Source organism: Sphingomonas sp. PP-CE-3A-406 (assembly GCF_003688625.1).
GTDB lineage: Bacteria > Pseudomonadota > Alphaproteobacteria > Sphingomonadales > Sphingomonadaceae > Sphingomonas.
Genome location: NZ_RCWY01000001.1, coordinates 819,599 through 834,245 on the forward strand (window position 1 = coordinate 819,599; position 14,647 = coordinate 834,245).

General features: G+C 65.0%; 10 protein-coding genes and 1 tRNA gene. 2 read left to right on the forward strand and 9 right to left on the reverse strand.

The window, feature by feature from the left end; translation table 11 throughout:
- Nucleotides 1-91: 91 nt before the first annotated feature.
- Nucleotides 92-748: a 2OG-Fe(II) oxygenase gene (locus tag C8J44_RS03560; RefSeq protein ID WP_056050327.1), complete on the forward strand. Its 657-nt coding sequence runs from the start codon at nt 92-94 to the stop codon at nt 746-748.
- A 224-nt stretch (nt 749-972) separates the two neighbouring features.
- Here the strand turns inward: C8J44_RS03560 and C8J44_RS03565 are convergent, their stop codons facing one another.
- Nucleotides 973-3,780, reverse strand: coding sequence for a TonB-dependent receptor domain-containing protein (locus C8J44_RS03565; RefSeq protein ID WP_121903367.1), 2,808 nt, complete (start codon nt 3,778-3,780; stop codon nt 973-975).
- A gap of 106 nt (nt 3,781-3,886) precedes the next feature.
- Nucleotides 3,887-5,515 (reverse strand): hypothetical protein, encoded by a 1,629-nt coding sequence (locus tag C8J44_RS03570; RefSeq protein ID WP_121903368.1) that lies wholly within the window; start codon nt 5,513-5,515, stop codon nt 3,887-3,889.
- Between the two features lie 159 nt (nt 5,516-5,674).
- On the opposite strand from C8J44_RS03570, the gene C8J44_RS03575 reads away from it, so the two are divergent.
- A complete protein-coding gene (locus C8J44_RS03575) occupies nt 5,675-6,160 on the forward strand; it encodes a DUF6481 family protein (RefSeq protein ID WP_310886149.1) in 486 nt (161 codons plus the stop codon).
- A 302-nt stretch (nt 6,161-6,462) separates the two neighbouring features.
- On the opposite strand, the gene C8J44_RS03580 is transcribed toward C8J44_RS03575, so the two are convergent.
- From C8J44_RS03580 to lon, 7 genes are all read right to left on the reverse strand, one after another.
- Complete coding sequence (locus C8J44_RS03580) at nt 6,463-7,926, reverse strand: efflux transporter outer membrane subunit (RefSeq protein ID WP_121903369.1); 1,464 nt, start codon at nt 7,924-7,926, stop codon at nt 6,463-6,465.
- Nucleotides 7,926-9,542 carry a DHA2 family efflux MFS transporter permease subunit gene (locus tag C8J44_RS03585; protein ID WP_121903370.1) on the reverse strand — a complete coding sequence of 539 codons (1,617 nt, stop codon included), beginning with the start codon at nt 9,540-9,542 and terminating at the stop codon, nt 7,926-7,928. The genes C8J44_RS03580 and C8J44_RS03585 overlap by 1 nt, the downstream gene beginning before the upstream one ends.
- Before the next feature lies 1 nt (nt 9,543).
- Nucleotides 9,544-10,707, reverse strand: coding sequence for an HlyD family secretion protein (locus C8J44_RS03590; protein WP_121903371.1), 1,164 nt, complete (start codon nt 10,705-10,707; stop codon nt 9,544-9,546).
- The gene (locus C8J44_RS03595) at nt 10,704-11,342 is read right to left on the reverse strand and encodes a CerR family C-terminal domain-containing protein (protein ID WP_121903372.1); all 639 of its coding nucleotides are present in this window, start codon (nt 11,340-11,342) and stop codon (nt 10,704-10,706) included. Before C8J44_RS03595 ends, C8J44_RS03590 begins: the two co-directional genes overlap by 4 nt.
- Before the next feature lie 281 nt (nt 11,343-11,623).
- Nucleotides 11,624-11,698 (reverse strand) — tRNA-Val (locus C8J44_RS03600).
- Nucleotides 11,699-11,765: 67 nt separating this feature from the next.
- Nucleotides 11,766-12,038 (reverse strand): HU family DNA-binding protein, encoded by a 273-nt coding sequence (locus tag C8J44_RS03605; protein ID WP_056048186.1) that lies wholly within the window; start codon nt 12,036-12,038, stop codon nt 11,766-11,768.
- Nucleotides 12,039-12,162: 124 nt separating this feature from the next.
- Nucleotides 12,163-14,556 carry an endopeptidase La gene (gene lon / locus C8J44_RS03610; protein WP_107962240.1) on the reverse strand — a complete coding sequence of 798 codons (2,394 nt, stop codon included), beginning with the start codon at nt 14,554-14,556 and terminating at the stop codon, nt 12,163-12,165.
- Between the last annotated feature and the right edge of the window lie 91 nt (nt 14,557-14,647).

Here is a 14,647-nt window from a genome sequence, read left to right on the forward strand (position 1 = left end):
CTTGCCCGCCGAATATGCGCAATCCGGTGCCGGGCGCGCCGAGATGACGGACAGGGTAGCGCATCGCGTCGGCGATGGGCAGAAGACGCGCATGTCCGATACTTCTCCGTCCAGTGGCTCCGGCCTGCCCCCCGCAGCGATCCTGGCGCGGCTGTCCGTGCCCGGCGTGCAGCGCGTACCGAGCCCGAAGCTCGACCTGTTCGTGCGGCGCGACTTCCTGCCGCCCGACCTGTGCGCGGCGCTGATCGAGCGGATCGACGCGGTACGACGCCCCTCGACGATTTCCGATTCGAACGGTGATGCGAGCTATCGGACGAGTGAGACGGGCGATCTTTCGCCGCTTGATCCGGTGGCGATCGACGTCGAGCACCGGATCGCGGCGCTGACCGGACTCGACCCGGTGCACGGCGAGCCGCTGCAGGGCCAACGCTATGCGGTCGGCCAGGAGTTCAAGGGGCATACCGATTATTTCGAGCCGAACGGGGTGGACTATACGCGCTATTGCGGCGTCGCGGGGAACAGGACGTGGACCGTCATGATCTACCTGAACCGGCCAGACGCGGGCGGCGCGACGCGCTTCAAGGCGATCGACAAGATCGTCCAGCCGGAGACGGGCAAGCTGCTCGCGTGGAACAACCGGCGAGCGGATGGCAGCCTCAACCCTGCGACGCTGCATCACGGGATGAAGGTACGGTCGGGGGTCAAGTATGTGATCACCAAATGGTTTCGCGAGAAGGCATGGGGCTAGGCTGAGCTGAGTAAGGCTTAGCCGGTCAGATCAGGGGCAAGCGGACGTGCCGAGCGATCTCGATCTCGTCTGAAAAGTTAAGCACCTCCCCGGCGAAGGCCGGGGCCCAATTGGGCAGCGTTGCTAACCGAGGTCGCGCTACGTTACTCGGCGCTTTCCAATTGGGCCCCGGCCTTCGCCGGGGAGGTAGTTACCGACTGGCGGTCACCCGCCGTCAGTCCGCCTCAGAACGTCGTGCTGATACCCAGCGTGAACACCTGCCCCAGATTATACCGGTTGATGTACACCTTGTTGCCATTCTCGAACGTCTGGCCTTCGCTGAACCGCGTCTTGGTGAGGTTGCGCGCCTCGGCCTTCACCTCGAATTTGGCACCGCGCAGTTCGATGCCCTGGCGCGCGACGAGATCGAGGCGGATGCCGGGCCTTTCGATGATGTCGGGCAGGAAGCCCGCGCCGCCGAGGTTGGACGGGCCGCGGTTCGTCACGCGGTCGCTGGCATAATTGAACAGCAGCGTGATCTGCGACAGCCGCTTGGTATCCTCCAGTCCAAGCTGGACGTTGACCAAGTGATCCGACTGACCGGTGAGCGGCGCGCCGTCACGGAAATTGCCCGTCGCGGGCGCAAACCCGATATCGCACCCCGCGACCTTCGTGGTCTGGTCGACCACGTTCGGCACGCAGGTGTCGTCCACCGTGATCGACGAGTTCGTATAGGTGTAATTGGCGATGAACAGCAGGCGGCGCGTCGCGAAGAAATCGCTGCCGAGCGTGTCGAGCGGGACGTATTTCTGGAACTCGACCTCGCCGCCGTACAGCTTGGCCTTGGGCAGATTGGTGAAGCCGGTCTGGAGACGATCGTCGGCACCGGTGTAGAAACCGACCTGCTCGATCGGCTTGTCGATCTGCTTGTAGAACGCACCGAGCGTGAAGCGCTGGTCCCGCGCGAAGAACCACTCGTACCGCGCATCGAGATTGTACAGCTTGGTATCCTGCAACAGCGGGTTACCGAAGAACAGGCGATCCGATTCGGGATCGCGGAACTGCTGTGGCGCAAGCTCGCGGAACTGCGGGCGCGAGATCGTCTTCGATCCACTGACGCGAAATTGCATGTCGGGCGCGAAATTCCAGGTCAGCGTGGTAGCCGGCAGGAAATAGTCGTTCTTCAGGCGCGTCGTCGCGGAATCGATCGGGGTCACCCGCTCGTCCGCCGTCTCGTAGCGGACGCCGATCGTCCCGCGGATACCGTCGGCGACCTCGGCTTCGGCCTGGACATAGCCTGCATGAATGCGCAGCGACGCGTCATACTGGTACGCGCCGAGCGGGGTGTTGAACTGCAGCTCCAGCGAGTTGTTCGGATCGTTCGTATCGATCGCGAGCAGATAGTCCGGCCGCAGCAGATTGTAGGGATAGCCCGGCGCCGTGCCACCACCGCGCGGCGTCTGGTAATTGAACTGAAGGCGCGACGACGTGCGTTTCGTATCCGAATAGAAATAACCGGTCGAAAGCGTCACCGGCCGCGCGGTCGACAGCTTGTAGGCCAGATCGGCCTGCCCGCTGTAGAGGTCCTCCTTCAGTTCGCTGAAGATGATCGACGCGAACGGCGAGAAGCGCTGGGTCACCTGATAGGCGCCGTTGCACTGCGCGCCCCCGGTGCCGTTCGGATCCTGCACGGTGATCGGCAGACCCGTCGTGGTGGTGTTCGAGCAGAGGTAATCGAACTGCCGCTCGTACGGCGCGTTGCGCTTCGAATTTGCGTACGCGCCGCGGACGTCGAGCGTCAGCGCGTCCACCGGCTTGAACGCGCCGACCAGCTGGGTCTCGAACAACTGGCGTTCGAACCAGTTGGTATTCTGCTGGAAGCGCAGACCGCTCGAGTTGTTGTAGGTGGTCGCCGCCGATCCGCGCGCCTGCTTGAGCGTATCGTGGATGTAGACGTTGGTGAGCTTGACGCTGTTCTCGCCGAACTCGTAGCCGATGCCGAGCAGTCCGTTGGCTACCATCCGGTTGTCGGTCAGCAGCGTCTGGAAATCGTTGCGCAGCAAACCCTCGGGCGTGACCGAATCCTGCTGCGTGATGTTGCGGGTGCGGAAGGTGTTGCTCGCGCTGACCGATGCGATGACGCCGAGCCGGCCGGAGCCGATGTCGAACACCGTACCGCCGCTGATCTCGCCCGAGAAATTGGCGGGAAGCTGATTGTTGCGCTGGAGCAGCGAGGTCGAGGCGTTGCTGAGCGTGGCGGCCTGCGCGGCGGAAATGTTGCCGTTGCCCTTTGGCGCATCCTTGATGAAGCTCGGCACCTTGCGGGTGCCGTCGTCGTAGCCGATCCAGTCCTTATCACCACCATAATAGGTGTAGCCGAGCTCGCTGGTCGTCGCGGTGTCGGCCGAAACCGAGCCGCCGAACGACAGGAAGTTCTTGTCCGGGATCGTCTTGGTCGTGAGGTTGATCACGCCGCCGCCGAATTCGCCGGGATAGTTCACCGAATAGGTCTTCTGGACCAGTGCGGACCCGACGATCGTGGTCGGGAAGATGTCGAGCGGGACCGAACGGCGTAGCGGCTCGGGGCTCGGCAAGGGCGAACCGTTCAGCAGCGACGACGAGTAGCGATCGCCAAGGCCGCGGACATAGACGAAGCCGTTGCCGACGATGCTGAGACCGGTAACGCGCGACAAGGCGCCGGCGATGTCGCCTTCGCCGGTGCGGGCGATGTCCTCGGTCGACAGGACCGATACGACCTGCGGCGTCGCACGGACGAAATTCGGGATGTTGCGGCCGACGACGACGATGTCCTCGCCGCCATTGGGATCATAGCCAGGCGTCGACACTTCGGCCTGTGCACCTGCGGCCTGTGCACCTGCAGCCTGTGGCGCAGACGTGTCCACCGGCGTCGAGGTAGGCCCCGTCGGCGTGGTCGAGGCGGGTGGCGATGCGGCGGGCGCCGGTGCGGCGCCACCAGTTTGGGCCAGCACCGCGGGCGCGACCAGCTGCGAGGTCAGGAGAAGTAAGGTGGCATAGCCGAAGCGCGTTTGCATGGCCGAATATCCAGATCAGGGGTCTATGGGCGAATGCCGGGGCGGTCTTTGGAACCACCCCGGCATCGCTGCTCACATCATCGACTGCGGAGAGCCGACCGGAGGCTTACCGGCCGTTGCAGTTGAAGTAGACCGAGGTGAAGATCGGCGGGCCGACGTCCTGCTTCGCCGCATCGGCCGCGCGGATCGTCGAGCGATCGGCCTGGCTGGTTTCCTGCGCGATCAGGTTGAGGCAGGCGACGGTCGCCGGCGTCTTCACGATGCCGTTGATGAAGCGCATGTCCGACCCGCCACGCTGGCGGATCGCTGCCGGTGCAAGTGCGGTCTGCAGGAACGTGAAGTTCGAATACTGACCGAAGGTACGGGGCAACAGATCCTCGGCACCGTTCGAGTCGATCTCGGTCGAGAACGAGTCGGCGGTCGCACCCAGCAGACGCTGTGCGGCGATGATGAACTGCATGAAGCCGCGATAGCCGTTGTCGATATCGTAGCCGTCGTCGTCCGCGCCGGTGACCGCGAAATACTTGATGTTCGTGGTGCCGCCGAAGATCTCGATGCCGTCATCGGACGAATTGTGGCTCTGGACGTGATCGATCGTCGTGCCCGAACCGGTGCCGCCCAGCGTCAGGCCCTGAAGCTCGTTGCCGTCGCTGATCGCGATGCCGCTGTAGCGGATCTGGACATACTGCATCGTGCCGCTGTTGTCCGCGGCGGTCGGGCCACCGTAGAAGCGCCCGGTGACGCCTTCGATCGCCTGCTGGCAGGTCGTGCTGGTGCCGCCCGCGTTGTTCGGACCGGTGCCGGTGGCGCAAACCGCGACGGGGGCGCGGCCGAGCAGGATGATCCCGCCCCACTGGCCCTGCGTCGCATCGCTGACGCCGTTGGCGGTCAGGTTCTGCTGCGACGTGAAGATGATCGGCGCATCGCGCGTGCCAACGGCGCTGATCTTCGACCCGCGGTTGACGAGCAGGAGGTCGGCGGTGACTTCGGTCGAGTCCGCCGCGACGACGACGCCCGGCGCGATCGTCAGCGTCACGCCGGTATCCGCACCGGTCGTACCGACATCGGCACCGACTTCGGTCTGGCCGCGCAGGCGATAGAACACGCCGGCGATCTTCGGCAGCGTCAGGCTGGACGAGATCACGGTCGGCAGGCGGCAGGCGCGGAACGTCTGGACCAGGCCGTCGTCGATCGTGCCGGTCGGGCATGCTGCGGCCGAACCGCCAGTGCCGACAGCGGGAACCGCGGTGCAGCTAGCGGTGGTGGTGCCGCCGAACTGTGCCGAGGTCGAGTTGCAGGTCCAGCCCTGGAACGCGGTGTCGGTCGGACCGTTCAGCGCGCCGACGAAGTTGGTGCTGGTGAAGAACGGGTTGATCGACGACGGGTCGGTCGCGGTCGTGGCGGACGTCGCGGCGGTCGGGTACACGCCGGTCAGGACGTTGGTGCCGCTGACGTTGTTGTTGGTGCCAGCGTTGACGATCGCAAGCTGCTCGTCGGCGCTGATCGTGATCGTGCCGTCCGAGCGGCCGCCCGAGGTCGAGGCGAACTGCGCGGCGGTAATCGCCGTCGGCGTGGGCGTCGGGGTGGCAGGCGTCGGCGTCGGCGTAGCGGGCGGCGTGATGATCACCGTGCCTGCGCCCGGCGAAGCGACGTCGTCGGCCCCACCGCATGCGGTGAGTGCGAGGCAGGCCGTGCCGGTCAGCAGGATCGTGCCGAGGCGAGTAAAGCTGGTCATGCGAAGGACTCCCGAGTCGTACCGTTGATTGTTCGGATCGACCCAGGCTCCCCCCTGCCGACCGTGACATGGCGGTTAGGCTGACCAGATGACGCTGCGATGCGATTTGGGTTACGCTTGCATGACTGTGATGTGACGGTTCGATGACGGTCGATAGGAATGCTGCCGCCCTACGGGGTTGAAAACTGCGCTATCGAACACATCTCTTCCGATCCGGCGCGCGATGATTTACAGGCGCTGCCAGTGTCACCGCTCGCGCAACCCTGCGTCCGAGCGGTCAGACCTTCATTACAGGATTATTCGACGACAATGGCCTCTTTCAAGGACCCCAGTTTCCAGGACCGCACGAGCAGCGCAGCCGCCGCCAAGCAGAAGGCGCTCGAAGCGCTCCGTGCCAAGCCGCCGATCGACGAAGCGGTCGTCGCAGAGCGCCTTGCCGCGCGCGAGGCCAAGGAATTGGCCGAGCGCGAGAAGCGCGCTGCGAAGCGTGCTGCCGAGGACGAGGCCAAGGCTGCGAAGAAGGCTGAAGCCGAGGCTGCTGCTGCGAAGAAGCGCGAGGCGGAGGCTAAGGTCGAATTGACCGACGCTGAGAAGAAGGCGATTCGTGACGCCAAGTATGCGGCGCGGAAGAACAAAAAGAAGTGATTTTGGGGCGGCTCTGTGGCCGCCCTTGTTTTTTTGAATCAACGGCTGCTCGCTGAAAGCACCTGCCCAAAAAGACTACCACCCCGGCGAAGGCCGGAGCCCAATTGGCAAGGTCGCAGTGATGAAGCGCACACCTAGGTTACCGACGTTTCCCAATTGGGCCCCGGCCTTCGCCGGGGTGGTGTCGTAACTCGCAGGCACCTTTCCCCGTTACCTTGTTCTCCCGCGAAGGCGGGAGCCCAGACGGGGCTCCCGCCTTCGCGGGAGAACACACTAGGTGCAGGTAGTGGACGTAACGACGCCTACTCGGCCTGCTCCCAACCCCCACCAAGCGCCTTGAACAACGCAACAGTCAGCTGCCGCAACTGCGCATCGCTCGACACCAGTTGTTCGCGCGCGTTCAGCACGTCCGTCTCCGCATTCAGCAGCGTCGTCTGCGCCACGAAGCCGGTCCGGTACTGCGACTCCGCCGCCTTCGCGCTGCTCTGCGCATCGACCACCGCCCGCTGCAAAGCCGCGTTCCGGCGTCGTTCGGCTGCGATCTGCGCGAGCGGATCCTCGACATCGCGCAACGCCTGCAACACCGTCGAGCGATAGCGCAGATACGCCTGCTGGCGGTCCTCCTCGCGCGACTTCACGGTCGCCTTGCGCCGGCCCCAGTCGAGCAATGGAAACTGCGCCGCACCGGACGCGGTCAGCTGGAGGCTGTCGCCCGAGAACAGATTGCCGAGCGCGGTCGAGATCAGCTGGCTCATGCCGGTAAGGCTGAACTTCGGATACATGTCCGCCACCGCAACGCCGATATCCGCCGTCGAGGCAGCGAGATCGCGTTCGGCCGCGCGAATGTCGGGGCGACGGCGCAACAGTTCGGACGGCAACCCCGCCGGGATCGTCGGCACACCGAGCGGCGCGACTGAGGGCGCGGCGAGTTCGGTCATCAATGTCGCAGGCGGCTCGCCGAGCAGGATCGCCAGTGCGTGCATGCGGACGTCGACATCGGCGCGGACTGGTTCGGCGCGCGCCTGCGTCGAGGTGATCGAAGCACGCTGGCGGGTGACGTCGATCGGCGGGACGAGGCCGACCTTCGCGATGTTGCCCGCGATCGTCAGTGCACGTTGCTGGTTGGCGATCTCGCCCTCGATCGTCGCGATCTGCGCCTGGTCGAGCCGCAGCGCGAAATACGCCTGCGCGACTTCCGCCGCGAGCGTCACCGCCGCGTCGCGCTTCGACCAGACCGCCGCTTCGGTGCGTGCCCGCGCACCCTCGGTGCTGCGCCGGACGCCGCCGAACAGGTCGAGTTCCCAGCTCGCATCGAAGCCGACGGAATAGGTCGTGATCCCGCTGCCGGGCAGTGCGATGCCGCCGGTCGAGCCGGTGCCGCCTGCCCCCGTGCCGCCGCTGAACGCGCGCGCGATCGACGAGAGGCCGGCATTCTTGCTGAACTCGATATGGCTCGGGCTGGCGCTCGCGTTGACGCTCGGCAATCCTTGCGCGCGCGCGACGATCTCCTGCAACCGCGCCTGCCGAACGCGCGAGGCGGCGATCGCGATGTCGGGATTGCCCTTCAGCGCGCGCTCGACGAGGCGGTCCAGTTGCGGATCACCGAACGCCGACCACCAGCGCGCCGGGTCGACCGAAGTACCAACGCTAGCCTGCGGACCGACGAACGCCGGCGGCACCGCCATCTCCGGCGGCGTGTAATTCGGGCCGACGGTGCACCCCGCGAGCAGGGCCGCAACCGCAACCACCATGAACCGCGCACGCATCAATGCATCCCTCCCGAGGGTGCGCCGCCGGTCTTGCCGGAGCGCATGAATAGAACCAGTGGCGTGACGCACAGCACGACCACCATCATCGCGCGGAACACATCGAGGAACGCGAGCATCGTCGCCTGCCGCTGCATCTGGCTGTAAAGCACGGCCAAAGGCGTCGTCGCATCGCCCTGCCCGCCGAACACGCTCGTCGCCTTCTGCATCCAGTCGTTATAATTCGGATCGAGCGGATTGAGCGTCTGCGTCAGTTCCGACTGGTGACGCTGCAACCCGCCTGCAAGCTGAGTCTGCGCGAAGCAGATGCCGATCGTCCCGCCGAGGTTGCGCGAGACGTTGAGCAGGCTTGATGCCTGCGCGGTCTGCGTCTGCTTGAGCCCGACATAGGCGATCGCGTTGATCGGCACGAACAGGAACGGCAGCGCCATCGCCTGGAACAGCCGCGCGAACGCCGCGTCGGAGAACGCGATGTCGGCGGTCAGGTGGCTCATGTTCCACAGCGCGAACGCCTGCACCAGCAACGCCGGGAACAACAGGAAGCGGACGTCGACCAGCCCACTCAATCGCCCTGCGAACGGCACCATGACGAGCGTCGCGAGACCGCCCGCTGTCAGTGCCAGACCCGCGTCGAGCGAACTGTAGCCAAGCACCTGTTGCAGCATCTGCGGAATGAGCTGCGTGGTGCCGAACAGGATCATGCCGGTGACGCCCATCACGCCGATCGTCAGCGCGAAGTTGCGGTTCTTCATCAGCTTGAGGTCGATTACCGGGTCCTTGTGGTTGAGCTCCCAGACGACCAGCGTGACCAGCGACACCGCGGCGATGATCGCCGACATGACGATGAAGCCGCTCGCGAACCAATCCTCACGCTCGCCGCGATCGAAGGTGAGTTCGAGGAAGCCAAGCCCCAGCGCCACCAAGGCGACGCCGACATAGTCGATCGTCAGGCCGTTCTTGAACCGCTCGTCGCGGTCCTTCTTCACCTGATCGGGCTCGTCGACGAACGTCTCGACCAGGAACCACGCGGCGATGCCGACCGGCACGTTGATCAGGAACACCCAGTGCCAGCTCGAATATTCGACGATGTAGCCGCCGAGCGTTGGCCCGAGGACGGGGCCGACGACGACGACGATCGCGAAGGCGGCGAACGCCATCCCGCGTTGTTTCGGCGGGAAGGTGTCGGCGAGGATCGACTGTTCGACTGGTGCCAATCCGCCGCCGCCGATGCCTTGTAAGACGCGGGCGACGACGAGGGTGCCGATGTTCGGCGCGAGGCCGCACAGCAGCGAGGCGAGCGTGAACAACGCGATCGAGAGGAGGAAATAGCGCTTCCGCCCGATCGCGTCCGACAGCCAGCCCGAGATCGGGATAACGATCGCGTTGGCGACGAGGTAGCTGGTCAGCACCCACGTCGCCTGATCGGTGGTGATCGACAGACCGCCCGAGATATGATCGAGCGCGACGTTGGCGATCGAGGTGTCGAGCACCTCCATGAAGGTCGGGATCGAGATGATCGCGACGATCAGCCACGGGCTGTACTTGCCCGCCGCCGACCGGCTCGGCGACCAGGTATGACCGCCCCCCGCATCGACTTTCGCAGGAGCTTTCGCCACCTCAGCGGACCTTGACGGTCGGCACCACCGACATGCCGGGGCCGATCGGATAGCGCTTCGGGTCGGGGCCGTTCTTCGCGTCGAACACGATCCGCACGGGGACGCGCTGGACCACCTTCACATAGTTGCCGGTCGCGTTCTGCGGGGGCAGCAGGGCGAACGCCTGGCCGGCGCCGCGCTGGATCGAGTCGACATGGCCCTTGAAGTCGACGCCGGGATACGCGTCGACGTGGATGTCGACGGGCTGGCCGATCCGCATCAGGGTAAGCTGCGTTTCCTTGAAGTTCGCGGTCACCCACATTGTGTCGGGAACGATCGCCATCAGCTGCGTGCCGGGCGCGACATACGAGCCGACATTGACCGAGCGGTTGACGACCTGCCCTGCGACCGGCGCGGTCACGCGGAGATCGCCGATCGTGACGTTCGCCTGATCGACCTGCGCGCGGCGGGCGTCGATCACCGACTTGGCCGCGCCGACCTGCTTCCTGGCGACGCTGATCTGTGCGGTGGCGGTGTCGATCTGTTCGCGCGCGGCGGCGGCGTCAGCGGCGGTCTGGCGAGCGGTGGCGTGCGCCTGATCGAGCTGCTGGCCGGCGACCGCGCTCGGATCGAGCCGCAGCAACGCCTCGTAACGCGCGAGGTCCTGCTGCGCCTTTACCGCAGCGGCCATAGGCACGCGCGCCTGTGCGGCTGCCTGCTGACGTTGCGCTTCGGCAGCGGTGACCTGCGCCTGCGCCTGCGCGAACTGAGCGCGCGCCTGCGATTCGTTCGCCTGCGCCTCGACGACCTGCGCATGGCGGCCCGACGACTTGATCACCGCGAGCAGGCGACCGGCCTCCACGTGCCGGTTGTCGATATCGGCGACCTGCACCAGCGTGCCCGCGACTTGTGGCGCAAGGCGGACGATGTGCGTGTCGACGAACGCGTCGTCGGTCGACTCGAACTGGCGCGCATGCAGCCAATAGAGCACGCCGCCGATGATCAGTCCGCCGACGACGATGACGAGGATGATCCAGAACAGCGGCTTCTTGAACACCGACGGCTTCTTGTCGTCCTCAGACCCGTCCTGCTGGTCGGTATCGGACTGCTGGTCCTCGCCGTTCGGATCGGGCTTCCGATCCTCATCGTCATGGTCGTTATCGGAGTGGTTCGTTTGGTCGGTCATGCCTGGCCCTGTTCTTCAGCACGCATCGAATCGAGAATGGCGTCGATATTGGCGTCGATCCGCGCCTTGATATCGAGGATGTCGTTGGGTTCGAGCGTGTCGCGCTCGAGCAGTTTGAGGCAGGTCGCGCGGTTCGCCCGCAGCGTGATGACCTGTCCCATCAAGGTGATCGTCGCGATCCGGCCGGTGCGGATCTCGGCACAACCGGTGGCGATGCAGACGAGGTCGCTCAGTCTGCGCACCATCTGACCCATCACGCCGCCATAGATGCGCTCGAACGCCTCGCTCGGATTCATCTGCTCGCGGAGCACGAACAGCGTCCAGTCGGCGCTCTCGTTGCTCGCCATCTTGTCCGCGAGCCGGCCGAAGATGCGGTGAATCTGGGCGCGGGCTTCGCTGGCATCGTCCGCTGCGACGTCGTGCGACAGCTCGGACGGGTCGCCCATCACGGCGGACATGCGCTCGGCGATCCGGTCGGCGGCGGCGAGGTACAAACCCTCCTTGCCGCCGTAGTGATAGGTGATTGAGGACATCGCGGTGCCCGCCGCGGCGGCGATCCCACGCGTACTCGCTCCCTCCAGCCCTTTGGTGCCGAATTCGCTGATCGCGATGTCGAGGAGTCGGGACTGGACCACGGAGGGCGTTTAGTTCGATCGAACGAACCAGCCTAATGAACAATCTGTCATGGTGCGCGGAGGAGTGATCTCCGCCGGATGCCCCGACACGCAAACCACCCCGTCATCCTGACGAAAGTCAGGATCCAGGGTAACGGACGTTGTACTGCGTGGCTCTGGGTCCTGACTTTCGTCAGGATGACGGACGAGGGTTAATGGCGCGTGCTGCGTGATTACGCAGCCCCGACCCACGCCAAAAACAGCAACGCCGGCCCCTTCGTGCGAAGGAACCGGCGTAAATCTGGTGGGCGCGGCTGGGATTGAACCAGCGACCCCACCCGTGTGAAGGGTGTGCTCTACCACTGAGCTACGCGCCCGAAACTCGTTCGGAAGCGGGCCTTTAGGCAGACCCCGTCCACCTGTCCAGCCCTATCGACACCGGTCCTAGTTGACCGCGTCCTTCAGGCCCTTGCCGGCCTTGAACTTCGGCTGGGTCGACGCCTTGATCGTCATCGGCTCGCCGGTCCGGGGATTGCGGCCGGTCGAGGCCTTGCGCTTCGAGATCGAGAACGTGCCGAAACCGACCAGGCGAACCTCGTCGCCCTTCTTGAGCGATGCCTCGATCGCGTCGAACACCGCCTCGACCGCCTTGACCGCGTCGGCCTTCACCAGCCCGGACGTGTCGGCAACCGTCGCGATCAGCTCCTGCTTGTTCATATAATCCCCCGGAAAAAACTCGAATCAGCCACGATGGACTCGCGACCGCACTCAGCGCGCAATAATGCGGCGGCCCCGTCTGCTGTCAAACGAAACCGCCGCGTCATTGCTTACCAAACATGGATCAGTGGTGAAGGCCACCCCCGACCGGTGCGATCGGTGCCGGTGGCAGTGCCGCCAGCTCATCCGCATCGGTCCACTCGATCGCTTCGAGTGGTTCGGTCAGCGCCAAGCGAAGCACCTCGTCGACGTGCGAAACGGGGATGATCTTGAGCCCCGCCTTGATGTTCGCCGGGATCTCCGCGAGGTCCTTCTCGTTCTCTGCCGGGATCAGCACCGTCTCGATCCCGCCACGCAGCGCGGCGAGCAGCTTCTCCTTGAGGCCACCGATCGGCAGCACGCGACCACGCAGAGTCACCTCGCCGGTCATCGCCACCTCGCGCCGGATCGGCACGCCGGTCAGCGTCGAGACGATCGACGTGACCATGCCGATACCCGCCGACGGACCGTCCTTCGGCACCGCACCCTCGGGCAGATGGATATGAATGTCCTTCCGCGCGAACAGGCTCGGCTTGATCCCGTAGCTCGGCGCGCGCGCCTTGACGAAGCTGAACGCGGTCTCGATCGACTCCTTCATCACGTCGCCCAGCTTGCCGGTGAGCTTGGCCTGGCCCTTGCCCGCGACCGTCACGCTCTCAATCGTGAGCAGCTCGCCGCCGACCTCGGTCCAAGCGAGCCCGGTAACCGCACCGATCTGGTTCTCGGTCTCGCCGAGCCCATGGCGGTACTTCTGCACGCCGGCATATTCGCCAATGTTCTCGGGCGTGATCGTGACGCTGGTGGTCTTGTTCTCAAGGATCTGGCGCAGCGCCTTGCGGCACAGCTTCGCGATCTCGCGCTCCAGCGTACGCACGCCGGCCTCACGCGTGTATTGCTGGATGAGCGTACGAAGCCCCTCCTGCGTCAGCGTGAACTCGCCCGGCTTCAGGCCGTGCGCCTCGATCTGCTTCTCGACCAGATGACGTTCGGCGATCTCGACCTTCTCGTCCTCGGTATAGCCCTCCAGACGAATGATCTCCATGCGATCAAGGAGCGCCTGCGGCAGGTTGAGCGAGTTCGCCGTGCAGACGAACATCACGTCCGAAAGGTCGATATCGACCTCAAGGTAGTGATCCTGGAACTTGCCGTTCTGCTCCGGGTCGAGCACCTCAAGCAGCGCCGAGGCGGGGTCGCCACGGAAATCCTGGCCGAGCTTGTCGATCTCGTCGAGAAGGAACAGCGGGTTCGACGTGCCGGCCTTTTTAAGGTTCGTCACGATCTTGCCCGGCAGCGAGCCGATATAGGTGCGGCGATGCCCGCGAATCTCGGCTTCGTCACGCACGCCGCCGAGCGACTGGCGGATGAACTCGCGGCCGGTCGCCTTGGCGATCGACTTGCCGAGCGAGGTCTTGCCGACACCCGGAGGGCCGACGAGACACAGTATCGGCCCCTTCAGCTTGTTGGTGCGTGCCTGTACGGCGAGATACTCGACGATCCGGTCCTTGACCTTCTCGAGCGCGTAATGATCCTCGTCCAGCGTCACCTGCGCGGCGGCGATGTCCTTCTTGATCTTCGACTTCTTGCCCCAGGGGAGCCCGAGCAGCACGTCGAGATAATTGCGCACGACGGTCGCCTCGGCGCTCATCGGCGCCATCGTCTTGAGCTTCTTGAGCTCCGACGTCGCCTTGCCACGCGCTTCCTTGCTCATCTTGAGCGTGGCAATCTTCTGCGTCAGCTCGGCGATCTCGTCGCCTTCGCCCTCGCCGTCCTCGTTGCCGAGTTCGCGCTGGATCGCCTTCAACTGCTCGTTGAGGTAATATTCGCGCTGCGTCTTCTCCATCTGGCGCTTGACGCGGCTTTTGATCTTCTTCTCGACCTGCAGGACGCCCAGCTCGCCCTCCATCGCCGCAAACGCCATTTCGAGACGCTTCGACGGGTTGGTTTCGAGCAGGATCGCCTGCTTCTCGGCCACCTTGATCTGGACGTTCGCGATCACCGCGTCGGAGAGCTTCGACGCGTCCTCGATCTCCGACAACTGCACCGACGTTTCCGACGAGAGCTTGCGGTTGAGCTTGGCGTAGTTCTCGAACTGGTCGACCACCGAGCGCATCAGCGCGATGAGTTCGGGCCCTTCGACCTCGGCATCGGCGACCGGCTCGACCGTGGCGGTGAGGAAGTCGCCGCTTTCGTCGAGCGTTTCCAGCGTCGCGCGGCCCTTGCCCTCGACGAGCACGCGGACGGTGCCGTCGGGCAGCTTCAGCAGCTGGAGCACGGTCGCGGTGACGCCCATCGAATACAGGTCGTCGCGCGAGGGATCGTCCTCGGCCGGATCGACCTGCGCGACGAGATAGATCTCCTTGTCCGCCGCCATCGCCGCTTCGAGTGCGGCAACGGACTTATCGCGGCCGACGAACAGCGGCACGATCATGTGCGGGAACACGACGATGTCGCGAAGGGGAAGGACGGGGTACTGGGTCATGAACGCTCCGGTGGGTGCCTGCATGGGGGCATAATCTAACAGCTTATATGGTGAGGATGAACCGTCCATCAATTGCTTGGCGGTGGGATCG

Bases quoted from the DNA above. Each gene is read 5' to 3' on its own strand.
- lon (WP_107962240.1), bottom strand. From the start codon at position 14,556: ATGACCCAGTACCCCGTCCTTCCCCTTCGCGACATCGTCGTGTTCCCG.
- C8J44_RS03560 (WP_056050327.1), top strand. From the start codon at position 92: ATGTCCGATACTTCTCCGTCCAGTGGCTCCGGCCTGCCCCCCGCAGCG.
- C8J44_RS03580 (WP_121903369.1), bottom strand. From the start codon at position 7,926: ATGCGTGCGCGGTTCATGGTGGTTGCGGTTGCGGCCCTGCTCGCGGGG.
- C8J44_RS03605 (WP_056048186.1), bottom strand. From the start codon at position 12,038: ATGAACAAGCAGGAGCTGATCGCGACGGTTGCCGACACGTCCGGGCTG.
- C8J44_RS03575 (WP_310886149.1), top strand. From the start codon at position 5,675: ATGCTGCCGCCCTACGGGGTTGAAAACTGCGCTATCGAACACATCTCT.
- C8J44_RS03590 (WP_121903371.1), bottom strand. From the start codon at position 10,707: ATGACCGACCAAACGAACCACTCCGATAACGACCATGACGATGAGGAT.
- C8J44_RS03570 (WP_121903368.1), bottom strand. From the start codon at position 5,515: ATGACCAGCTTTACTCGCCTCGGCACGATCCTGCTGACCGGCACGGCC.
- C8J44_RS03565 (WP_121903367.1), bottom strand. From the start codon at position 3,780: ATGCAAACGCGCTTCGGCTATGCCACCTTACTTCTCCTGACCTCGCAG.